Annotated in this window: 23 protein-coding genes; 8 read left to right on the forward strand and 15 right to left on the reverse strand. The window is 65.3% G+C overall.

All coding sequences use genetic code 11. The features are described 5' to 3' along the window. Window positions 1-2: 2 nt before the first annotated feature. From fadD1 to CSQ99_RS19750, 7 genes are read right to left on the reverse strand one after another with little or no spacing between them, the layout of a single operon-like run. Window positions 3-1,601, reverse strand: coding sequence for a fatty-acid--CoA ligase FadD1 (gene fadD1 / locus CSQ99_RS19720; protein WP_099040699.1), 1,599 nt, complete (start codon window positions 1,599-1,601; stop codon window positions 3-5). Then, window positions 1,594-1,995 (reverse strand): Zn-ribbon domain-containing OB-fold protein, encoded by a 402-nt coding sequence (locus tag CSQ99_RS19725; RefSeq protein WP_099040700.1) that lies wholly within the window; start codon window positions 1,993-1,995, stop codon window positions 1,594-1,596. The genes fadD1 and CSQ99_RS19725 overlap by 8 nt, the downstream gene beginning before the upstream one ends. Window position 1,996: 1 nt before the next feature. Next, window positions 1,997-3,199, reverse strand: a complete 1,203-nt coding sequence (locus CSQ99_RS19730) for a thiolase family protein (protein ID WP_099040701.1) — start codon at window positions 3,197-3,199, stop codon at window positions 1,997-1,999. Next, window positions 3,196-3,618 carry a MaoC family dehydratase gene (locus CSQ99_RS19735; RefSeq protein WP_099040702.1) on the reverse strand — a complete coding sequence of 141 codons (423 nt, stop codon included), beginning with the start codon at window positions 3,616-3,618 and terminating at the stop codon, window positions 3,196-3,198. Before CSQ99_RS19735 ends, CSQ99_RS19730 begins: the two co-directional genes overlap by 4 nt. Further along, entirely contained in the window at window positions 3,615-4,118 is a 504-nt protein-coding gene (locus tag CSQ99_RS19740) for a MaoC family dehydratase (protein ID WP_099040703.1), read from the reverse strand. The genes CSQ99_RS19735 and CSQ99_RS19740 overlap by 4 nt, the downstream gene beginning before the upstream one ends. After that, a complete protein-coding gene (locus CSQ99_RS19745; RefSeq protein WP_099040704.1) occupies window positions 4,115-5,125 on the reverse strand; it encodes an acyl-CoA dehydrogenase family protein in 1,011 nt (336 codons plus the stop codon). The genes CSQ99_RS19740 and CSQ99_RS19745 overlap by 4 nt, the downstream gene beginning before the upstream one ends. Before the next feature lie 4 nt (window positions 5,126-5,129). Next, window positions 5,130-6,281: an acyl-CoA dehydrogenase family protein gene (locus CSQ99_RS19750; protein WP_099040705.1), complete on the reverse strand. Its 1,152-nt coding sequence runs from the start codon at window positions 6,279-6,281 to the stop codon at window positions 5,130-5,132. A gap of 383 nt (window positions 6,282-6,664) precedes the next feature. Here CSQ99_RS19750 and CSQ99_RS19755 point away from each other — a divergent pair, with 383 nt between their 5' ends. Together CSQ99_RS19755 and CSQ99_RS19760 are read left to right on the forward strand one after the other, a co-directional pair. Continuing rightward, a complete protein-coding gene (locus tag CSQ99_RS19755; protein ID WP_099040706.1) occupies window positions 6,665-8,434 on the forward strand; it encodes a serine/threonine-protein kinase in 1,770 nt (589 codons plus the stop codon). Window positions 8,435-8,441: 7 nt separating this feature from the next. Beyond that, the gene (locus tag CSQ99_RS19760) at window positions 8,442-9,197 is read left to right on the forward strand and encodes an acyl-[acyl-carrier-protein] thioesterase (RefSeq protein ID WP_099040707.1); all 756 of its coding nucleotides are present in this window, start codon (window positions 8,442-8,444) and stop codon (window positions 9,195-9,197) included. 17 nt (window positions 9,198-9,214) lie between these two features. Here CSQ99_RS19760 and CSQ99_RS19765 read toward each other — a convergent pair whose 3' ends face one another. Genes CSQ99_RS19765 through CSQ99_RS19780 form a run of 4 tightly spaced genes read right to left on the reverse strand, consistent with a single transcriptional unit; the run spans window position 9,215 to window position 12,899 of the window. Then, window positions 9,215-9,967, reverse strand: a complete 753-nt coding sequence (locus CSQ99_RS19765; RefSeq protein WP_099040708.1) for an SDR family NAD(P)-dependent oxidoreductase — start codon at window positions 9,965-9,967, stop codon at window positions 9,215-9,217. Continuing rightward, complete coding sequence (locus tag CSQ99_RS19770) at window positions 9,964-10,995, reverse strand: phosphotransferase family protein (protein ID WP_099040709.1); 1,032 nt, start codon at window positions 10,993-10,995, stop codon at window positions 9,964-9,966. Before CSQ99_RS19770 ends, CSQ99_RS19765 begins: the two co-directional genes overlap by 4 nt. Next, complete coding sequence (locus CSQ99_RS19775; protein ID WP_099040710.1) at window positions 10,992-11,600, reverse strand: TetR family transcriptional regulator; 609 nt, start codon at window positions 11,598-11,600, stop codon at window positions 10,992-10,994. The genes CSQ99_RS19770 and CSQ99_RS19775 overlap by 4 nt, the downstream gene beginning before the upstream one ends. Window positions 11,601-11,603: 3 nt before the next feature. Continuing rightward, complete coding sequence (locus CSQ99_RS19780) at window positions 11,604-12,899, reverse strand: acyl-CoA dehydrogenase family protein (RefSeq protein WP_099040711.1); 1,296 nt, start codon at window positions 12,897-12,899, stop codon at window positions 11,604-11,606. Between the two features lie 121 nt (window positions 12,900-13,020). Between CSQ99_RS19780 and CSQ99_RS19785 the strand changes: the two genes are divergently transcribed. Next, the gene (locus tag CSQ99_RS19785) at window positions 13,021-14,022 is read left to right on the forward strand and encodes an NADPH:quinone oxidoreductase family protein (protein ID WP_099040712.1); all 1,002 of its coding nucleotides are present in this window, start codon (window positions 13,021-13,023) and stop codon (window positions 14,020-14,022) included. Window positions 14,023-14,025: 3 nt separating this feature from the next. Here CSQ99_RS19785 and CSQ99_RS19790 read toward each other — a convergent pair whose 3' ends face one another. Then, window positions 14,026-15,261, reverse strand: coding sequence for a CynX/NimT family MFS transporter (locus CSQ99_RS19790; protein ID WP_425437840.1), 1,236 nt, complete (start codon window positions 15,259-15,261; stop codon window positions 14,026-14,028). Window positions 15,262-15,307: 46 nt separating this feature from the next. On the opposite strand from CSQ99_RS19790, the gene CSQ99_RS19795 reads away from it, so the two are divergent. Beyond that, window positions 15,308-15,976 carry a FadR/GntR family transcriptional regulator gene (locus tag CSQ99_RS19795; RefSeq protein ID WP_099040713.1) on the forward strand — a complete coding sequence of 223 codons (669 nt, stop codon included), beginning with the start codon at window positions 15,308-15,310 and terminating at the stop codon, window positions 15,974-15,976. A 27-nt stretch (window positions 15,977-16,003) separates the two neighbouring features. Here the strand turns inward: CSQ99_RS19795 and CSQ99_RS19800 are convergent, their stop codons facing one another. Next, window positions 16,004-17,422: an SDR family oxidoreductase gene (locus CSQ99_RS19800; protein ID WP_099040714.1), complete on the reverse strand. Its 1,419-nt coding sequence runs from the start codon at window positions 17,420-17,422 to the stop codon at window positions 16,004-16,006. A 183-nt stretch (window positions 17,423-17,605) separates the two neighbouring features. Between CSQ99_RS19800 and CSQ99_RS19805 the strand changes: the two genes are divergently transcribed. The 3 genes from CSQ99_RS19805 (at window position 17,606) to CSQ99_RS19815 (ending at window position 20,909) form a co-directional block, all read left to right on the forward strand. Continuing rightward, on the forward strand, window positions 17,606-18,736 hold the full coding sequence (locus CSQ99_RS19805; protein ID WP_099040715.1) for a ferredoxin reductase: 1,131 nt from the start codon (window positions 17,606-17,608) through the stop codon (window positions 18,734-18,736). A 7-nt stretch (window positions 18,737-18,743) separates the two neighbouring features. Continuing rightward, a complete protein-coding gene (locus CSQ99_RS19810) occupies window positions 18,744-19,988 on the forward strand; it encodes a fatty acid desaturase family protein (protein WP_099040716.1) in 1,245 nt (414 codons plus the stop codon). A gap of 75 nt (window positions 19,989-20,063) precedes the next feature. Continuing rightward, complete coding sequence (locus CSQ99_RS19815) at window positions 20,064-20,909, forward strand: formate/nitrite transporter family protein (protein WP_099040717.1); 846 nt, start codon at window positions 20,064-20,066, stop codon at window positions 20,907-20,909. Window positions 20,910-21,040: 131 nt separating this feature from the next. Here CSQ99_RS19815 and CSQ99_RS19820 read toward each other — a convergent pair whose 3' ends face one another. Both CSQ99_RS19820 and CSQ99_RS31455 read right to left on the reverse strand, forming a co-directional pair. Beyond that, the gene (locus tag CSQ99_RS19820; RefSeq protein ID WP_099040718.1) at window positions 21,041-21,733 is read right to left on the reverse strand and encodes a mycothiol-dependent nitroreductase Rv2466c family protein; all 693 of its coding nucleotides are present in this window, start codon (window positions 21,731-21,733) and stop codon (window positions 21,041-21,043) included. A 31-nt stretch (window positions 21,734-21,764) separates the two neighbouring features. Beyond that, window positions 21,765-21,920: a hypothetical protein gene (locus tag CSQ99_RS31455; RefSeq protein WP_245908997.1), complete on the reverse strand. Its 156-nt coding sequence runs from the start codon at window positions 21,918-21,920 to the stop codon at window positions 21,765-21,767. A gap of 6 nt (window positions 21,921-21,926) precedes the next feature. Here CSQ99_RS31455 and CSQ99_RS31910 point away from each other — a divergent pair, with 6 nt between their 5' ends. Continuing rightward, complete coding sequence (locus CSQ99_RS31910; RefSeq protein ID WP_425437842.1) at window positions 21,927-22,235, forward strand: nuclear transport factor 2 family protein; 309 nt, start codon at window positions 21,927-21,929, stop codon at window positions 22,233-22,235. Window positions 22,236-22,246: the final 11 nt, after the last annotated feature.

Raw genomic sequence — 22,246 nt, forward strand, 5'->3', positions numbered from 1 at the left:
CGCTAACGTTCGCTCAGCGACTGTTTGCGCACCGAAATCGCCGAGTAGCGGCGGCCGCGCGGCTCGCGTTCCCACAGTTGGCCGTCACCCGCGGCGACACCCTCCTGGATCAGCGTGCGCTTGAGGATCTTGTTCGTCGCGGTCTGCGGCAACTCATCGTTGATTCGTAGATACCGCGGCCACGCCTTCGGCGACAGGTCCTGCTGTGCGGCAAGGAAATCCTCGAACCGCTTCGGCGTGAGTTCGTCGTTGAGCACGACGGCCGCCATCACCTGGTCGCCGACGTGCTCGTCGGGCACGGCATACACCGCGACGAGATTGACCTCCGGCAGCCGCTGCAGAATCCGCTCGATCGGGCCCGCCGCAAGGTTCTCCCCGTCGACGCGCATCCAGTCCGCGGTGCGCCCCGCCAGGAAGATCCACCCGTCGGCGTCGCGATAGGCGAGATCGCCCGACCAGTACATGCCGTGCCGCATGCGCTCATCCGTGGCCGCCGAGTCGTTGTAGTAGCCGGTGAACCCGCCGGATCCGTAGGTGTTCACCAACTCCCCCACGGCGTCGTCGAAGTTGGCCAACGCACCGTGCTCGTCGAATTCCGCTGTCGCACATTCGGTCACGGTGTCGGCGTGATACACGCTCACCCCCGGATAACCCTTGCCGATCGATCCCGGCGGGCATCCGTCCTCGCGCATCACCACGACCGCGAACTCACTCGACCCGAAGCTGTCCACCACCCGGCAGCCGAAGCGTTTGCCGAACAACTCGATATCGCGTTCCGTCGCTTCGTTGCCGAACGCGGCCCGCAGTGTGTTGTCGGCATCGTCGGGGTGCTCCGGCGTCGCCAGTACCAGTGCGAGCGGCTTGCCGACGTAGTTCATGTAGGTGGCGTTGTACCGCCGAATGTCGGGCAGGAACCGCGACGGCGAGAACCTCGCGGGCACCATCGTCGCCCCGCACGCGATCGCGACGGCCCACCCCGCGGCTACCCCATTCGAATGAAACAGCGGCATCGACAGGTACGCCACATCGTCGGCTGTCAGCTCGAAGCGGTCCACCAGGCTCGCTCCGCACAGCACCGCCATCGCGTGCGCAAACCGCACCGCCTTGGGGTCGCCGCTGGTTCCGGAGGTGAAGATCATAATCGCGGTGTCTTGGCCGGTGACCTCACGATGCGGGACAAGGGGTTTCGCGGTCTGTACCGCGGCCAGGTATTCGGCGCTGTCGACGTCCACCACCGTCGCGGGGCCGAGGTCCAGTCCGTCGAGCAGCGGGAGGTGATCGGTGTCGACGAGCACCATTCGGCAGTCGGCGCGCCGGATGTCGGTCGCCAGCCCCTCACCACGTCGCGTGGTGTTGATACCGCACAGCACATAGCCGCCGAGCGCCGCCGCGGCCATCGACCGCAGCATTGCTGGCGAATTACCCAGCAGCGCGCCGACGTGCAACGGTTCGTCCGGCGGCGCCGATTCGATCAGGGCCGCGGCCTCCGCCGACGCCTCGGCCAGATGCTCACGCCACGTCCACGCGCGGTCGCCGTGCAACATCGCGACGCCGTCATCAGCCAAGCGCGTGCGCAGCAGCTGCTGCACCGTCTCAATCATCGGCCGGCCGGTACCGAAGGAGCGTCACACCGTCCTCGTCACAGAACACCGGGACGACGCGCATGCCGATTCGGATGGCCTCGGGTTCGACGGCCACCAGTTCGGTGCTCACCCTCGGACCGGCATCCCATTCGACCACGGCCAAGAGCTGTGGCAGCTTCTCGGCCCACGGCGGTCCGGTCGGGCGGCGGGCGACGGTGTAGGTGTACACCGTTCCCGCGCCGTCGATCTCGCGCCATTCGAGGTCGTCGGCCAGGGTTCCCGGTGCGAGCGTGCGCGGGTAGAACACGTACCGGTCCGCGGACGGCGAGTACTGGATCAGAATCCTGTGCTCACGCAACGCATCCCAGTAGGGCTGCGACACCGGTGTCGGTTCGGGCAAAGGTGCGGTCATGTCAATCGCCGCCAAGGATCAGGGCGACCTGCTCGCTCATGATGCCGCCGGTGCCGCTGACGAACGCCGTGTTGCAGTCGGCAACCTGGGCATCGGCTGAACGGCCCATCACCTGCCTGGCGCCGTCGACGATGTGGTGCATTCCACCCGCCATCCCGGGCTGCCCGTAGGACAACTGCCCGCCCGCGGTGTTGAGCGGGAAGTCGCCGCGGAAGGTCAGGTCGTGGTCCGTCAGCCATTTCATGCCCTCGCCCTTACCGCAGAAGCCGGCGTCCTCGAGCGTCATCAGCACGGTGATCGTGTAGCAGTCGTAGACCGACGCCACGTCGATGTCGGACCGCTGCAGCCCCGCCATCGCGAACGCCCGGTCGGCGGACCGGGCAATCGGCGTGCGCATCAGGTCATCGGCGTAGGTCGCTGTCTTGAAGCGGATGTGCTCCCCGAAGCCCTTGAGCCACACCGGGCGGTGGCGGCCCCGTCGTGCCACGTCGGCATTGGCGATCAACACACCCGAGCCGCCCTGCACGCGCATCACGGTCTCGAGCATGTGTATCGGATCGGCGATCACCGGGCTGTTCAGCACGTCCTCGACGGTGATCGGCGTGCCATGGAACACCGCGCCGGGATGGGCGCACGCGTTGGTCCGCTGGTCGACGGCGATCCGGGCCAATGCCGCGGCGTCGTAACCATATTCGTGCGCATACCGCTGGGCGATCTGCGCGAAGGGGCCGTTCTGGCCGACGTTGCCGTAGGGGATCTCGAACTCGGCCTGCGGTGAGCCGTAGTTGTTGCTCGATGCGCCGTACCAGCTGAGTGTGCGCCCGGGCTTGGACTCCGAGCGTGGCACTTCGGCCGATCCCGGGACGACGGCGAGCACGGCATCGCACAGACCCAACTCGACAGCGGCGGCGGCGCGCCACACCATGCCAGCCGCGGTAGCCCCGCCGAGGTCCACGCGGTCTCCGAAGTTCAGCGGCAGACCCAGGTACTCGGACAGCGTGGCCGGGGCGAACATGTCCGACTCCGCGATTCCGTGCGTCGAGAGGCCGTTCACCAGGGCGGTATCCACGCCCGCGTCGTCGATGACCATCTTGGCGAGCCGCGCGTACTGATCCAGCGTGAACGACGGCGGGGCGCTCTGGCGCTTCTCCGCGGGCAGTTCCGCGATGCCGATGATCGCCGCCTCGCCGCGCAGGCCCGTCATGGCGCGACCTTTGACGGCAGCGCGACGGTCGCGGTACCCGGCATCAGCACCTCGTCACCGCGCTTGCAGTAGATATCGAGGTCGACGAGGCCGGCCTCCCGTTTGCCGGTGACCACACCGCCGAACGTCAACTGCTGCCCGGGATACGCGATCGCCCGGTTCTGGACGGAGAACGCCACCAGCCGGCCTGCGCCGCCGATCCAGTCGGTCAGCGCTCGTGAAAGCAGCGCCGCCTGCAGTGGACCCTGGACGAGCACGGTGTCGTAGCCCTCGGTGTCGCGGGCCCAGTCCTTGTCGTAGTGGATGCGGTGGCCGTTGTACGTGGCGGCGCTGAAGAAGAACATCTGCGTCTCGTCGACCGTCACCGACAGCGCTGGGATCACGTCACCGCTGTCGACGTCCTCGTACAACGGGCTCACGCGGGCCGCGCGATCATCGACGTGGTCGCTTCGGCGAGAAGGTCACGATGCTGGTTGCGGTATTCGGCACGCCAGGTCACCAAAACGAATCTTCCTGACCTGCCTTCCTTCTCGATGATCGACTCGACCATGCGGGTCATCTCGACCTCATCGCCGTGGTAGGCGGGCAGGTGGAATGCGGTGCTCTCACCACCGGCCATTCGTCGAGGCGCTTTCGGGAAAGCCATGCTGCCCGTCACCGCGCCCGAGGAGCCGTCGGGCCGCAACTCGTCGAGCGCGGCGACCCCGAGGATCGCGTACTGCAGATACAGCGGCGGACAGATGACCTCGCGAAAGCCATGACTGCGCGCGTAGTCCGCGTCGAACCACAGCGGATTGTGATCGCCGACGGCGGCGGCCCAGCGCTGCCAGTCCCGCCGATACACCTCGCCGGTGGCGACGGCTACCACGGTTCCGACCCTGGCGGCCGATTCCGGGTCGACAAGGCTTTCCGCGCTCATCGTGAACCTCTCGTGCCGTCAAGCCATTTCGCGGCGATGTCCGCCCCACCGCCGAGTGTCGAGAGCACCCGCGCGCGCTCGGAGAACAGGTGCAGGCCGGTGTCGACGACGTAACCCATACCGCCGTGGAGTTGATGCGCGTCGAGGGTGACCTTCTTCACCTCGGCGGCGCGTATCCGGGCGATCGCCGTCTCGCGGGTCGCGACCTTGCCGCGCCCGACCCAGAACGCCGCCGACTGCGCCGCGAGACGCGCCGCGGCCAGCGCGATGTGCATGTCGGCGACCATATGCTGCGCCGCCTGGAACGACGCGATCGGCCTGCCGAACTGCTCACGCATCTTCGTATAGTCCACGGTGCGGTCGATCACCGCCTCGCCGACACCGACGAGATCCAGACAATCCAGCGCCACAAGGGCATTCGCTGTCCGTCGCAGCTGATCCTCGTCGACCGGCGTCGGCTCGTCGATCATGACGTCGTCGAACCGAACCGTGAATACCCCGAAGCCGCCCATGATCGGCAAGGGCTCGACATCAACCCCGTTGGCGGTGGTGTCGACGGCCACGACGCCCGCGTCTGTGCTCGCGACGATCACATCGGCCAGGTCGGCGTCGGCGACGTAGTGCACGTCACCGCTGACCCGGCAGGTGTCACCGTCACGGCGCACCCGCAATTGCGGGGTCACGTCGGCGGCGTCACGCGGGTTGAACAACGCGTACGTTCCGCGCGCCTCGCCGGACGACAGACGCGGCAACCATGCCGAACCGACGCCAAGCCAGTCGACGGCGAGCGCCGCGTACAGCGTGCTCTGAACCACTCTGGGGCACAGCGCCCGTCCCGCCTCGACGCAAAAAACACCGATGTCGTTGAGGCCGGCGTCGACCACCAAGCCGAGGATGCCCGCCGATGCGAGCGCTTTCCACTGCGCGTCCGGCTTTAGGTCGGCCGCCAGCACGCTGCGGCACATTGCGGCCAGGTCGCGTTCGTCCTGCGAAGGAATCACCCGCATACCGTCACCTCCCGTACGACGGCATCTTGTGACCGCGCTGGGCGATCACGTCACGAAGGACTTCGTTGGTGCCACCGCCGAACCGCATGAGAGGCGACACCCGGTAGAGGCGCTCGAAGAATCCGTCGAGCGGTGCACCGGCGCTGCGGTGCGCCCGCAGACCCTCGGGACCCAGCAGGTCGAGCGCGAGGTCGGCGATCCGCTGCCGGAGCTCACTGGTGAAGATCTTCTCGACGCTGACCTCCACGGAGGGGATACGGCCGCTGTCGAGCATCGAGGCGGCTTCCAGACCCATCAATCTGGCGACCTCGACGTCGGCCTCGGCCTGGGCGAGCCGCCGCCGAAACGCTGGATCCGGGTCACCGGCGAGCGCGGTCAGCTCGTCGAGCGCACGACGTAGGTCGCCCACGTTGATCAACGCGCCGCGCTCCAGGTCCAGCGCACCGGTGATGTAGGTCCACCCCATGTTGAGCTCGCCGACCAGGTTGGTGGCCGGCACGCGCACGTCGCGGAAGAACGTCTCGTTGGTGCGATAGCCCGACCACGCGTACAGCGGGTGGATGTCGATGCCCGGGCTGTCGATGGGTACCACGATCACCGAGATGCCGCGATGTCTCGGCGCGTCCGGGTCGGTGCGCACGCACAACCACTCGTGGGTGGACCGCTGGGCGCCGCTGTTCCAGATCTTCGAGCCGTTGATCACCCATTCATCGCCGTCGCGCACCGCGCGCGTGCGCAGGCTGGCCAGGTCGGTGCCGGCGTTGGGCTCGGAGTAGCCGAGCGCGAAGATGATCTCGCCTCTGGCGACGCCGGGCAGGAACTCCGTCTTGTTCTGCTCGGTGCCGTGCCGCATGATCATCGGCGCCACCGATGTCACCGTGAGATCGGGCCCGGGCACGCCGACATACTCGAACTCGCTCATCAGCAGGTGCTGGTGCATGGCGGTAAGGCCGAGCCCGCCGTACTCCTTCGGCCAGTTCAGGCCGAACCAGCCCTTCTCGCCGATCTTGCGGCGGAACGCTGTCAGCTCGCCGCCCTGGTGTTCGAGTCCATGCTCGGCCATCTCCGCCCGTAGCGCCGCGGTGACGTTCTCGTCGAGGAACTGCCGCACCTCGTCCACCCAGGCTCGCTGCTCGTCGTCGAGCTCGAAGTCCACGCAGGCGACACTATCGAGAAAGTGTTCACCGGGCGGGCGAACTGTGCCGTCACTAGCGCGTGTCCGACGTGCTTTCCGCGCCGCGCGGACGGGGATCGAGGTCCTGTCTGCAGTCCTATGGTCGAGAGTGCACCCATGGCTGTGACTGGCGTGACGACCCTGAGTTCAATCTCGACTGTAGGAAGTGCAGGCGGCAGTACCGACCGCTGCCGTCCTCGCACCACGCGCGCAGCGGGCGGTGCGGTCTGCGGATCCGCAGCACATCTGGCAAGCGTCGTCACTGCTCTGCGCGAAATGCCCTGATTGGTCATCTCGGTCGGTCCGAAAACGCTCGTCACCGGCATAGTTCGTCGCCCAGGCGTGCGGGTTTGTAGTCTTCGGGGATGCCGTTCGAGAACGGCGAGGTCTTCGCCGGCTACGTGATCCAGCGGTTGCTGGGCACCGGTGGCTCGGGAGAGGTCTACCTCGCCCAGCATCCGCGCCTGCCTCGTCAGGACGCGTTGAAGGTGCTGTCGCTGGACTCGACGGCCGATGACGAGTTCCGGGCCCGATTCAACCGCGAGGCCGAATTGGCGGCGACGCTGTGGCACCCCCACATCGTCGGCGTCCTCGACCGTGGTGAGTTCAACGGTCGTCTGTGGATCTCGATGGACTATGTGGACGGCACCGACGCGGGCCGATTGATTCGTGAGACCTACCCCCGCGGCATGCCGGAACACGACGTGTGGGAGATCGTGACGGCGGTGGCCGATGCGCTCGACTTCGGTCACGAGCGCCAGCTGCTCCATCGTGACGTCAAGCCCGAGAACATCCTCGTCACCGCCTCCGATGGCCACCGGCGCCGGGTGTTGTTGACCGACTTCGGGATCGCCCGCAGGATCGATGACGCCAGCAATCTCACCAACACCAACATCGCGTTGGGCACCATCAACTACGTGGCCCCCGAGCAGCTGCTGGGCAGGGCGATCGACGGTCGGGCGGATCAATACGCGTTGGCTGCCACGACCTTTCACCTGCTGACCGGCTCACCGGTGTTCGAAGACTCGAACCCCGCCGTCATCATCAGCCACCATCTGGGGACCCTGCCGCCGCGGATATCGGACCGGCGACCCGATCTCGCGCACCTCGACGCCGTGCTGACAAGGGCGCTCGCCAAAGATCCAACCGAGCGCTACCCGACATGCATGGACTTCGCCCGAGCCCTCACACAGCAGAGTCCACGCCCGCAGGCAGCCGATCTCGGCGCAGACGAGCGGCCAGTCACGCAGCGTTTGGAGCGCCTCGTCATTCATGGGACGGCACGGGGCGTACAGCGCCGCGCAATGGGCGATCGAGATGCCATCGGGCTCCTGTCATTTCATCTGGTGCCGTTTGAAGCCATTGCCGGCCGGGACGCGCCCGTCCCCGTCGAGATCCAAACTCAGCTCGTCAAGGATCAACTTGCCGACGGAGATGAGGTCGAGGTCAGCGGGACCTGGGACGGCGAGGGTCTGGACGCGGACACGATCGTCAACATCTCGGCCGGCGTGAAACCACCGCGGCGGCGGCCCAAGACCCCGGCCAAACTGCCACGCGCCGACGCTCCGACGAAGGCTCGCAAACGCAAATGGGTCCCGATCGCCGCACTTCTCGCCGTGATCGCAGTGGTGGCCGGCGGGGTGCTGTACTTCACCGGAGCACTCGGTGTCTCGACCGGCCCCGGACCGATCGTCAAGCCCGCGAGCGCGACCGTCTTCTCTCCCGGCGGCACACCGGACAATCCGCAGGATGCCGGCAAGGCGATCGACGGCGACCCGGACACCGCGTGGTCCACCGTCACCTATCGCGACGCCGTCCCGTTTCCGACCTTCATCGAGGGCCAGGGTTTGATGCTGCACCTGTCCGAGCCGACGGCACTGAGCGCAGTCACCATCGACATCTCCAGCACGGGAACGGAAGTGCAGATCCGCTCATCGCCGACCGAGAGGCCCGCCGCGTTGTCTGACACCACCGAACTGGCCCCCACCGCCGCATTGCAGCCGGGGCAGAACCGCATCGAGGTGCACGACTCAGCCAAGACATCCAATGTGCTGGTGTGGATCTCCAATCTGGGCACGACCGACGGCCGCAGCCGGACGGAAATCTCGGAGGTCACGCTGCAGGCAGCGGGCTGAGTAAGCGATGCCGAACAGCGATGTCGACCGGCGGCTGGCCCCGAAGCCGTCGGCAGGCTATATCTACCAGACCTCGTGGCCCGTCCCGACCGGTGATATCGGCGGTCAGCTGCAGTTGCGCCTTGACGGGGTGGCCCGGTACATCCAGGAGGTCGGCGCCGAGAATCTGCTCGATGCCGGTGAAGCCGAGGAGCATCCGCACTGGCTGGTCCAACGCACGGTGATCGACGTCATCGAACCGATCGAGTGGCCGAATGAGGTGTCGTTCAGCCGGTGGTGCTCGGCGCTGTCGACGCGATGGTGCACCATGCGCGTCGACCTGGTCGGCAACGACGGCGGCCGCATCGAAACCGAGGGTTTTTGGATCGCGATCAACGAACGGACCCTGACACCGCAGCGGGTCTCCGACAGTCTCATCGAGAAGTTCGCCAGCACCACCGAGGAGCACCGCCTCAAGTGGCGACCGTGGCTGGCCAACCCGGACGATTTCGACGTCGTTGCGCCATTCGCATTGCGTCGCACCGACATCGACGTGTTCGAACACGTCACCAACACCGCATACTGGCATGCCATCCACGAAGTCATGGCCGACGTGCCCGACGTGTGCCGGCCGCCGTATCGCGCTGTCGTGGAATACCGCCGACCGATTCAGTACGGCGAAGACGTCACTCTGCGGTGGGCCCGCCGCGATGACGACGTGAACATCGCCATCGCCGTGGGTGACGAAGTCCGCGCCGCAGCGCTGCTACGCAAGCTCCGCTGACATCGATCGCACGGACGTCATCCCGCGACGCCGCCGTCGATGGTCATGAGTGATCCGGTGGTGTAACTCGACGCGTCGGAGAGCAGATACACGACGGCGCCGACGATCTCATCGGGGCGACCGACGCGACCCATCGCGATGCCACGCAGGATCTCGGGGTTCTGCACCAGACCTGACGCTGCGTCGGTGTCGAACGTGCCGCAGATGATTCCGTTGACCCGGACGCCGACCGACGCATACTCGCGGGCCGTCGCTGAGGTCAATGCGTTCAACCCGGCCTTCGCCGCGGCGTACACCGTCGTCAGTGGCGTGGGCCGCACCGAGGCCAGCGAGCTGATGTTGATGATCGAACCGCCACCAGTAGCGGCCATCGCCGTGGCGGCGAGGGCCGTGAGACGCGTCGGTCCTTTCAGGTTGACGCCGATCACCTTGTCGAACAACGTCTCCGAGGTATCGAGCAACGACGGTGCCAACGGGCTCATCCCGGCATTGTTGACCAGACCATCAAGTCGGCCCCATCGGGCGGCAGCGGCATCGACGACAGCGCCCAGTGAATCCCATTGGCCGACATGGCAGCTCAACGCGTGAGCACAACCGCCACTGTCGGCGATTCGGGCGGCGAGCTCTTCGCACGACGCAAGTTTGCGACTGGCGATGACAACCCGGGCACCTCGTTGAGCCAGTCCCACGCTCATGGCGGCGCCGAGGCCGCGACTTCCCCCGGTGACAAGCACCACCCGATCGGTGAGGTCGAAGAGGGAATCGTTCATCGGGCGAACCTCCTGGCGCGGATGAGAAGTTGCTTCACGAGTGGACCGAAGACCTCATGAACTGGATTGCGGGACTCACCGCGAACGTGCGTGGCATAGGAGCCTTCCAGAACGATGGCGAGCTTCCAGGCGCTGAACACCTGGTACCAGTCGAACCGCGACAGATCGCGCCCCGTCGTCGCGGCATAGCGATCCACCAATTGGGCCGGCGCCTGGCAGTGTGCGGGGTGGATGCCGTTGGGAGAACCGGGAGCTGCCAGGGCGATGGGGTTGCCGTCTTCGGGCCAGAAGATCATCGCCCAGGCCAGGTCGATGAGAGGGTCGCCGACGGTGGTCATCTCGAAGTCGACGATGCAGGCGATCCGTGGCGGGGGTGCGGGCGCCCAGATGACGTTGTCGACTTTGTAGTCACCATGCATGACCGTGAGGTCGGCCCGATCGGGGGTGTTGGTCTGGAGCCATTGCGCAAGGTCGTCGATGCCGTCCAGTTCGCGGACCCGATAGCTGTCCAATTGGGTCATCCAGCGACCGACCTGGCGGTCCAAAAATCCCTCTGGATGCGACATTTCGGACAATACGGTGTTGGCCCAATCCACCGCGTGCAGATCGGCAAGCGTGTCGATGAGTTGTTCACCAATCGAACCGTGCGAGTCCGGGTTGTCGTGCAGCCCCGCCGGTAAACCGTTGCGCCGAATCACGTCGCCGTCCACGAAGGACATGACGAAGAACGGCGCCCCGAGAACGTCGGAATTCTCGCTGCGCGCCAATATGCGAGGTACCGGAATTCCTTGCTCCGAAAGCGCTTCCATGATGCGAGCCTCACGGATGACTTGATGGGCGGTGGCAGACACCGCAGCTTTCGGCGCGCGGCGCACCACCAATGATTCGCCGGGTCGATCGACGCGGAACATCTCACAGCTGCCGCCGCCGCGAATCGACGTCACGGAGATGTCGGCGTACTCGCCGGTGGCCTCGCCCAGCCATGCGGCGAACTGAAGGATATCGAAATCCAGAAATTGTGCGGTCATGGTTCGCCTGAGTCCCCGCGAGCAGCTTCGTCACGCCGGATGCCGTCGATCAGGTAGTCGATGTGGGCCGTGAACAATTCGTCGACTTCCTCCGACGTGACGCCTGCCGGGTCGCTGCCCGCGGGTTGGCCGCGGCGTCGAGACGATGAGGGTGCCGTGGGGCGATCCATGGCGACGAAGCCGACCGTCGCCCACGTCAGCAGTCGGCAGGCACGGACGGCGCTGTCCTTGGACATGCCGTCGCGGCTCATGCACTTCAGCAGCGGCCGCGACGCCTCCAGATACGCCGGTCTCCTGACTTGGACGAAGAGTCTGCTGTCGGCGGCCTCGGTGAGGCGTTGCCGCATCTGCTGTGTCCATCGCCGCGCATAATCGGGCCATTTTTCGCCGCGCTCAACGGCGGGCGCGACATCGGCGAGGAAATGGTCGGCGACGGCGTCCAGCAGCGCGTCCTTGTTGCCGACACGGGCGTATACCGGGGGCGGTGTCACGCCGAGACGATTGGCGACGCTGCGCATGCTGACCGAATCGAGTCCACCTTCGCGCAGAATCTCAACCGCGGCAAGCACAACCTGCTCCGCGCTCAGGTCGATTTCGCTAGCCATGGCTCATGCCACTCCGGCTTCCAGCTTCAGTTGCTCCCACTTGCGCTGCGCGGCGGGTCGGCGAGAGGGCAGATGTTCCGTCGGCCACCCTTCGACAGGTCGGTATTGCTTCAGCACGTGACGTGCCAGCACCGACTTGTGCAGTTCATCGGGGCCATCGCCGATCGACCCGAACCGGGTGATTCGGTACCACTGCTCGATGGGCAGATCACCGGAATAGCCGAGTGCCCCGCAGACCTGGATGGCGCGGTCGAGCACCGCGAGCACGACCTTGGACACGTGGGCCTTGACCATGCCGAGTTCGGCACGAACCGCACCCGCTCCGTGCCGGTCCATTTTCCACGCGGTGTGAAACGTCAGCAGCCGGGCCGCCTGAATCTCCGTGTGCGACAGGGCGACATAGTCCTGAACCATTTGGTGCTCGCCGAGCAGCCGACCGTGTGATTGCCGCGAGACGGCCCGCTCCCCCATGATGTCGAGGGCGCGTTGCGCCTGGCCCAGCCACCGCATGGCGTGATGGATACGCCCGCCGCCGAGGCGCTGCTGCGCCAGTCGGAAACCTTCGCCACGAGCGCCGATCAGATGGTCGGCGGGCACCCGACAATCGGTGAACACCACCTCTGCGTGGTTGCCCCGACGCCCGTACTCGGGATCGGGATGGGCCATGGTGGGGATCTCGCGCGCGATCTCCATACCGGGCGTGCCGGCTGGCACGACGAAGATCGACGCGTGCCGGTGCGGCCGGCCCGCTGGGTCGGTTTCTGCGACCACCAGGATGATGTCGGCGCAGGACGCGTTGGTGGTGAACCACTTGTGCCCGTTGATCACCCACGCGTCACCGTCGAGGACCGCGGTGGTGGCGATGACCGTTGGATCGGCTCCCGCCAAGAACGGTTCGGTCAAGGCGAACGCGCTGGATATCTCCCCACGCAGATTCGGGTAGAGCCAGCGTTGTTTTTGGGCATCGTCAGCGCCGTGGGCCAACAACTCCATGTTGCCGCTGTCGGGTGCCTGCACACCGAACAGTTCCATCGAAACCATGCAGCGGCCGATGATCTCCGACATGAACGCGAGTTTGAGCTGTCCTGCGCCTTCGCCGCCCAGGGCGGGATCCAAGAACATGCCCCAGAGTCCCTGCGCCTTCACCTTGTCCTGCAAGTGCCGCTTGACCGCTGTCCATTCTTCGGCGGGCAGCTCCGACATAACGGGTTCGAGGGGGATCACCTCGTCATCGATGAAACCGCGCATCCATGCCAGCTTTTCGGCGAACTCCGGATCGGTCTCGAAGTCCCACGCCATGGCCCACCCCTCGATGAAGTCGTGCCGGTGACCGAAGGTGGATCGACTCCGGTCTTTAAATCACAGTGTAATCATGGTGTTATCTATGCGGGCAAGCACGGGACACCGATAAGGATCAGCGATGAAGGCGTGGCAGGTGCAGGGCGTGGGCGAGCCCGCAGAGGTCATGCGGGTGGTGCAGCGGCAACTCCCCGATCCAGGGCCAGGCCAGGTGAAGATCGAGGTGTCCGCCGCCGGAGTCGGATTGCCGGACGTCCTGATGTGCCGCGGTACCTATCCGCTCACGCCCCCCGGATCGTTCACGCCCGGTCAGGAACTGGCGGGAACGGTCACCGCGGTCGGCGCCGACGTCGGCATCGCGATCGGCACACGGGTGATGGGTGTCAGCGACTTCATGAGCGGAAACGGCTCTTTTGCCACTGAGGCCCTCGCCTCGGCGGCGACGGTGCAACCCGTCCCCGATTCCATGGATGTCCTCGCCGCCGCGGGCTTTTGGATTCCGAACATGACCGCGTGGATGGGTTTGGTCGACCGCGGCGGACTTCAGGCGGGCCAACGGCTCGTCGTCCTCGGCGCCGCGGGCGGCACTGGAATCGCGGCAGTCCAACTGGGAAAGGCGCTCGGCGCCGAGGTATATGCGATCGCGGGCGACGAATCCCGCGCCGAGTTCTGCCGGGGTTACGGTGCCGACCACGTGCTGGTGAGCAGGAACGACACGGTCGCCGACGGACGACCGCTCGCGCAGGCCCTCCGTGAGCTCACCGATGGGCAGGGCGTCGACATGATCTTCGACCCGGTCGGCGGCGCGCAGGGCACCGCCGCGATGGGCGCACTCGCGCGTAACGGGAGACACCTGGCGATTGGATTCGCCAGCGGCAGTTGGCCAACTGTCGACGTCCAAATGATGACGCTCACCAACACCTCACTTGTCGGTGTCCTCGCCGCCGGCTATTCGCAGGACCACATCGAGGGCATCTTGCAGAGTCTCACCGCGATGCTGGCCAGCGGCGCGCTACGCGAGACGGTCATCGAGAGGGTGCCCTTCGATGCGATCCCTGAGGCGCTGATGCGGGTGGCAACGCGAAAGACGTTGGGTAAGTGCGTGGTTGATATCCATGGCTGACGATCAGACGTAGCGGTTGCGGCCTGCGAGTGCGCCCATCGTCATCTGCAGCGCATAGATCACCAACACGAAGATCCACGGCACGGTCCAGCCGTGGCTCACATCGTGAAGTACGCCGAAGACGAATGGTCCGATGCCCGCCAGCAGATAGCCGAAGCCCTGTGCCATCCCCGACAACTGTGCGGTGTCCTCGGTGGTGCGGGCGCGTAGCGCAATCACGGTGAGCGCCAACGAGAAGACACTCAGCCCCACGCCGACCAGCACACTCCACAGCAGGGGCGCGGCCGCCGGATCGACCAGCAGGCCAATCACCCCGGCAAGGCCAATGATGCCCAGACCAACGATCCAGCCACTCTGACTACCCGATCGGGCCGCCAACGGCGCGAGGAAAATGCTGATCGGCACGGCGATCAGCGAAATCAATCCGACAAGCATTCCAGCGGTCGTCTTGCTCACACCGCTGTCGATGAACACCTCGGGCAGCCAACCCAACATGATGTAGGCGAGCGTGGACTGGAAGCCGAAGAACAGAGTCACCGTCCACGCCAGGCGATTTCGCAGCAGTGACCCACCGGTGGGGCGGGCAGGCATGTCGGCCGCGCTCACTCGCCTGGCACCAACGAGCCACGCGACGAGGGCCAGCAGCGCGAGGACGGCCCACGCGCCGAGCGCACCACGCCAACTGCCGAACGCCGATTCCATCGGCGGGGTCAGCGCCGACCCCAACGCGCCGCCGCCTTGAAGCGCGGCGGTGTAGATGCCGGTCATCACCCCGATCTGAGCGGGGAACGATCCCTTGATGACCACCGGGATCAACACGTTGATCAGGGCGATGCCACCGGTGGCCACCACCGTGCCGCCAATGACGACGAAAGGACCGTCGAGCACGCGCAACAACAACCCGACGACCAACGTCACCAATCCGGCGCTGATGGCGTGCTGCAGACCGATCCGGCGAGCCAGCCATGGCGCGGTCACTCCCGCGGCGGCAAAACATAAACCGGGCAGTGTGGTCAGCGCGCCGGCCCACGTGGCCGAGGCACCCAGCGATTCGCGCATCGCGCCGAGGAGCGGCCCCACGCTGGTGAGTGCCGGTCGCAGGTTCAGCGCCGTGAGCACCACCGCGGCGATCAGCAGGCCACCACCCGCTGCCCGGGCGGCCGGATGTAGCTCGGCGTCGGTGATCGAGGCTCCGCGCTCGTCCAGTTCCGGGCATAACCCGGGCGCGTCACGACTCACTGCGCTAGTCTGCCATACATCCCATGATTGGATGAATCGAGATACTGTGCCCTTGGCAACAACGCGCCGCACCGGGCTGGTCGAGCAGGTGATAGGCCAGCTGCGAGAGTCCGTGGTGTCCGGCGAATGGCCCGTCGACACGCGCATCCCCAACGAGTCCACGCTGAGCGAGGCGCTGGGTGTGGGTCGCAACACGGTGCGGGAAGCGGTGCGCGCGCTGGCACACGCCGGAATCCTCGAGGTCCGGCAGGGCGACGGCACCTACGTGCGCGCCACCAGTGAAGTGTCCGGCGCGCTGCGCCACCTGTGCGGATCCGAACTCCGCGAGGTTCTGCAGGTGCGCCGGTGCCTCGAGGTCGAGGGCGCCCGGCTGGCCGCAGCTGCGCGCACAGATGAGGACGTCGCCGCGCTGCGCCAATTACTCCAGCGCCGAGACGAATTGGAGCTCGGTGAGGATGACGCCGCCTTCGTGAGGGCCGACGCCGCGTTGCATTTCGCCGTGGTGCAGGCGTCAGGCAACACCGTGCTGACCGAGCTCTACCGCGGGCTCACCGAAGCCGTCACCGCCAGCGTCGCCACCACCAGCGCGGCTCACGAACCCCGCCATATTCGGCACGAAGGGCTGATCGACGCGATCACCGCACAGGATGTCGAAGCGGCAGGACGGGAGGCCGGGGGGTTCCTCGAGGACCTCATCGAGGAATTGCCTTCCTAGCGTCAGTACCTCGGCCGGGCGCAATAACTACCAATTGCTCGGTGAGTAATCCTTGAGGAAGCAGCCGTACAGGTCTTCGCCGAGTTCCCCGCGCACGATGGGGTCGTAGACGCGGGCAGCACCGTCGACGAGGTCGAGCGGGGCATGGAAACCCTCGTCGGCGAGTCGCAGCTTCGTGGGGTGCGGACGCTCGTCGGTGATCCAACCTGTATCGACCGCGGTCATGAGAATGCCGTCACGTTCCAGCATCTCGGCGGCGCTCGTGCGGGTGAGCATGTTCAGTGCGGCCTTGGCCATGTTGGTGTGCGGATGTCCTGGACCCTTGTAGGTGCGACTGAACTGTCCCTCCATCGCCGACACGTTCACGACGTATTTGCGTCGGGCCGACGACGCGGCCATCGCCGGGCGTAGCCGACTCACCAGAATGAACGGCGCGGTCTGATTGCACAGCTGTACTTCGAGCAGTTCCATCGCGTCGACCTCGTGCACACGTTGGGTCCAGCTGTTGGTCGACGCGGTGTCGGGCAGCAGCCCACCCGCGTCGATGGCGGTGCCCGCGGCAATCCGCGCCGGGGAGGCACTGCGCGCAGTCAGTGCCAGTTCGGTGACTGCGTGCGGTGTCTGATGTTCGGCGAGGCTTCCCGCGAGTGCGGCCGGGTGGGCGTCACTGACGTGATCGAACGTAATGACGTCGACGAGCTGAGGCGGCGGCGTCCGCTCGCCCTCGACGAGAGCCGAATAGGAGCCCGGTGAGCGTCGAACGGTCTGAGCCGCGTTGTTGATCAGGATGTCCAACGGACCGCGCTCGGCCACGGTGTCCGCAAGCGCAACGACCTGAGCGGGATCGCGCAGATCGATGCCGACGATGCGCAGCCGGTGCAGCCAGTCGGAACTGTCGGGCATCGACGCGAAACGTCGCACGGCGTCGTTCGGGAAGCGCGTGGTGATCGTCGTGTGCGCCCCGTCGCGAAGCAGTCGCAGCGCGATGTACATGCCGATCTTGGCCCGACCGCCGGTAAGCAGGGCGCTGCGGCCTGCGAGATCGGCGCGGGCATCGCGCTTGGCGCGGTTGAGCGTGGCGCACTCCGGGCAGAGCTGGTGGTAAAAGGCGTCGACGACCGCGTAGCGGTTCTTGCACATGTAGCAGGCGCGGGGCCGGAGCAACGTGCCCGCGGTGGCACCGACCGCGGCGGAAACCAACGGAAGGCCCTGCGTCTCGTCGTCGATGCGGCCCGGCGCACCGGTGGCGGTGGCGGCGGTCACGGCGTGGTCGGCGGCGGCCACTGCGTCGCGTTTCGCGTCGCGGCGAGCCTTCTTCACCGCCTTGAAGACGCTTGCAGTGGCCCGACGTACCGCGACGGCATCCGGGTGTTCGGGCGCCAACAACTCGACGTCTGCCAGCACCTGCAGGCAGATGTTGAGCTTGTCGGGGTCTATCGCGTTCACCCAGGAAGAGTAGGTCAACTGCTTCTGAATTCCCGAATACGAGAGCGGGCCAGGCCAGGGTCCTCTCATCGAAGAAAGTCCATAGGCCGCAATTCCACGTGTGGACGACGCCCATGCCGGGTATTTGAGTGTACGGATGTACACCCAAACGTCTACCGGACTGACCGACAGGGAGACCGAACTGTGGCTGCGACGTTGCGCGATTTCGTTCAGTGGAGCAAGAAGCCCGCGAAGGACGTCGATACGGCCACCACGCCGAACGTCAACCTTCTGCGCGGTCTGGCGGCGAGAGCGACGACACCGCTATTGCCCGACGACTACCTGAAACTTCTCAACCCGCTATGGTCGGCACGCGAGCTCCGCGGAGAGATTGTCGAGGTCCGCGGTGAAACCGAGGATTCGGCCACCGTGACGATCAAGCCCGGGTGGGGCTTCTCCGCGCAGTACCGGCCCGGGCAATTCGTCGGCATCGGACTCCGCGTCGACGGTCGTTGGCACTGGCGGTCGTATTCACTCACCTCAGTCCCCCACCGCGACGACAAAAACATCACCATCACGGTCAAGGCGACGCCGGAAGGCTTCCTGTCCACGCATCTGGTGCACGGGGTCAAACCGGGAACGATCGTTCGCTTGGCGGCTCCAAAAGGCGACTTCGCGCTACCCGACCCAGCGCCACCAAAAATCTTGTTCATCAGCGCGGGGAGCGGCATCACGCCGCTGATGGCAATGCTGCGCTCGCTGAAGCTCCGCGGCGAAAGCCCTAACGTCGTGCACATCCACTCGGCACCGTCGACGGATGCGGTGATCTTCCACGACGAGCTGCGCGAACTGGAGAAGGAGCAGCCTGGCTACCGGCTGCACTTGCAGCTGACCGAAACGAACGGCCACCTCGATTTCAACGAACTCGACAGCGTGGTACCCGACTGGAAAGACCGGCCCACGTGGGCGTGCGGTCCCGCCGCGATGCTGGACACGGCCGAGAAGGTATGGCAAGACGCCGGATTGCAAGATGCCTTGCAAACCGAGCGGTTCACGATCGCGCGCACCGACAAAGGCGGCGAGGGCGGCACGGCCCTCTTCTCGATTTCCGACAAAAGCGTCGAAATCGACGGAGCCACCTCACTTTTGGAGGCCGGCGAAAAGGTCGGCATTCAGATGCCTTTCGGCTGCCGGATGGGTATCTGCCAGACCTGCGTACTGCCCTTGGAGTCAGGGCACGTCCGCGACCTCCGGTCCGGGGACGAGCACGGCGCGGGTGACCGAATAAACACCTGCGTCTCCACCGCTTCCGGCGACTGCACCATCAAGATTTAGGAGAACCATGGCTATCACCGACATCAAGCAGTACGCACACCTCACATCCGCGGACGTCGAGGAACTCGCGCGGGAATTGGACGCCATTCGATCCGACGTCGAAGAGTCACGTGGCGAACGTGACGCCCGCTACATCCGACGCACCATTCAATTGCAACGAGCGCTGGCCGCAAGCGGCCGGATCGTCCTGTTCGCGAGCAATAAAAAGGCGGCCTGGCTCGCGGGCACCGCACTGCTCGGCACGGCGAAAATCATCGAGAACATGGAACTCGGCCACAACATCATCCACGGTCAGTGGGACTGGATGAACGACCCGGAAATCCACTCCACCGAATGGGAGTGGGACACGACGTCGCCGAGCACACACTGGAAGAAGTCGCACAACTTCATTCACCACAAGTACACCAACGTCGTCGGGCTCGATGACGACATCGGCTACGGCATCATGCGCCTCACCCGAGATCAGCGTTGGGAAGGGTGGATGATCGGCAATCCCGTCTACAACCTGCTGCTGGGCACGCTGTTCGAGTGGGGTGTCGCACTACATGGAGTGGAGACCACGAAGTACCGCAAAGGTGAGAAGTCGATTGCCGAGGTCCGCAAGGATCTGCGGATCATCGGCAAGAAGGTCGGCAAGCAAGTCGGCAAGGATTACATCGTCTTCCCCGCCCTGACCGGCAAGAACTGGAAGCACACCCTCTACGCCAACGCGGTGGCGAATCTGATCCGAAACTACTGGTCGTACATGGTGATCTTCTGCGGTCACTTCCCGGACGGCGCAGAGAAATTCACGCGAGAGGAGTTCGAGAACGAAACCCAGCCAGAATGGTATCTGCGCCAGATGCTCGGCTCGGCCAACTTCCATGCCGGACCGCTGATGGCATTCATGAGTGGCAACCTCTGCTACCAGATCGAACACCATCTCTTTCCGGACTTACCGAGCAATCGATACGCCGAAATCAGTGAGCGCGTGCGGGCACTCTGCGACAAGTACGACCTGCCTTACACCACGGGACCTCTTGGCCGTCAGTATCTGCAGTCCTTTTGGACCATCCTCAAACTCGCTCTGCCCGACAAACTTCTCAAAGCCACGCCTGATGATGCGCCGGAGACGAACTCGGAGCTGAAATTCCGGATCCGAGAAGGCATGCGGGAGAGTTTCGGCGTCGACCCCGCTACCGGGAAGCGCCGCGGTCTGCGTACGGCGATGAAGGAATTGAAAACCGGCGCAATTTCCCGATCGCGGGCGTGAGCACTTCCGCTTTTCGCCGGACGCAGTTGTGGGTATTGAAAGCCGTCATCTCCATACCCAACCAAAGGACCTCTCTTGAGCGAGACGAGCCGGCGGGAGCTCGGCGATTCCGACCGTCCCATCGAAGACGAACTCGAAGACGCCTTCGCCCGAATGATCGACGAGGGCACTCAGCGCCTGCACCGGACGTGGCGCGAAGTGCTGGCGACCGGATTTTTCGGCGGCACCGAGGTCGCGATGGGGGTGCTTGCCTACCTGGCGGTTCTCCATGCCACGCATAACCCGCTGCTGGCGGGATTAGCGTTCTCCATCGGCTTCCTCGCTCTTCTGCTGGGCCGCAGTGAGCTGTTTACCGAAGGCTTCCTGGTACCGGTCACCACCGTGGCAGCCAAGCGCGCCAGTGTGGGCCAGCTGTTCAAGCTATGGACCGGCACGTTAGCCGCCAACCTCGTCGGCGGCTGGCTGCTGATGTCGCTGATCATGACTGCATTTCCGAAGTTGCGCACGCAGACCATCGAGTCCGCCCTCCACTACATCGCGGCACCGATCTCGGCGGAGACGGTGGCACTGACGCTGCTCGGCGGGATGGCGATTACCTTGATGACCCGCATGCAGCACGGCACCGATTCGATGTTCGGAAAGATCGCAGCCGCCATCGCAGGAGCGTTCCTGCTCGCCGGACTGCAGATGTTCCACTCGATTTTGGATTCTCTGCTGATTTTCGGAGCGCTGGCGACGGGCAGCGCACCGTTTGGATACCTCAGCTGGCTCAGCTGGTTTGGCTACACCGTCTTGGGCAACGTGATCGGCGGGCTAGGACTCGTGACGCTTCTTCGCTTGGTGCGTAGTAAAGATCGGCTGCAAGAGGAGCGTGAGGAAGCCGACGAAGCGCCAAGCGGCGACGGTGTGTCCGCCACCTGAGATTTCACGACGGATGCTGCCATCGTGCGGATCTATGCCGTAGGTACTCCCGGTGCCCATGTCGATGCCGAGCAGCAGATCCACGCCCCCAACCCGACGGCGAGGCGATAACCGATCCGCTGAAGTCGGCGTCAGGTATCGAAGGTGATGACTCGCCCCCGATTGATCGACACCCAGTCGCGAGCCTCGAGATACGGGCGGAAGGTGTTGACAATCAGCTTCTCGTCGTCGGCGGTCTTGGGCCGCTGGAGCTCATAGAGGTGAGGGAACTCCGTCCAGGCGGCGACGGCGTCCCAGAGCCGCAGGGCCGCTTCGCCGACGGGCGGGTCGACAAGCACCGGACCGAAGAGGCACTGCCCGTCGGGGAAGAACATCGTCGGCACGCCGTATCCGCCGGCATCAACCACCCGCTGGTGATCGGCCATCACCTCATCCCCGGTCGTCGGGTCCGCGATCGCCTGGTCGACCAGTTCCGGATCGAGACCGAGTTCCTCGAGTAGGTGGCGCGCCACGGCCTTCTCGTGGGGCTTGTGCCCGTCGACGTGAAGAGCTCGGCCTGCCCTGCCGTACCACGCGTCGAGGTCCGCCATCGATCGACGTCGCAGCACCACCCCAATGCGCATCATCGACCAGCCGTAGGACCACTCCCGTTCCCACGGGTGCTTCTTGCCTTCCTGACGGTTGATCTCCTCGAGGCTGAAGAAGCGCCAATTCACCTCGAGGCCAGTCAGGTTTCGTACCTCGCGAATCCACAGCGAGGTCTGATACGCGTAGGGACACATAACGTCGAAATGGAAGTCGACGGAGGCCGGACGACTCGTCACAACTGCACCCTAGGTGGCAGCAACGAGCATCTCAACGGTGGAGCCGGCGGCGATGGCACGCGGACAACGTCTCGTATGGTGACAGCGCATGGACGATGACCACGAACGCCTCCAAGACAGCGGCGAACTGCTGCGCCGATACCTCACGGCGATCCCCGACATCGAGCGTCTCCGCGAACTTCTTCATCCCGACGTGTCATTCACGCTGTACGCGCCAACCGGTAGAACCAACACGGGCCGCGACCGAATCCTTCGGGGCCTCGAACGCGAGTTCGCCGACTTCTACGAGCGAGATTCATTTTCTCTCAATGTGATTGACTCATTCGGCTGCGCAGAGAGTGCGGCGGCACGGTTCGTCATCACGGCCAAAACGCAACGCGGGCCATATCAGAACCACTACGCGATAATCGCGCGGTTCAGCGATGGCCTCTTGATTGAGGCTTGGGAGTACGTCGATTCAGCCAGCGCTCGCGACCAGCTCGGGCCCCCCGACAGGCGATAACCGCCGCGGAC

Source organism: Mycobacterium neglectum, assembly GCF_002591975.1.
Taxonomy (GTDB): Bacteria; Actinomycetota; Actinomycetes; order Mycobacteriales; family Mycobacteriaceae; genus Mycobacterium; species Mycobacterium neglectum.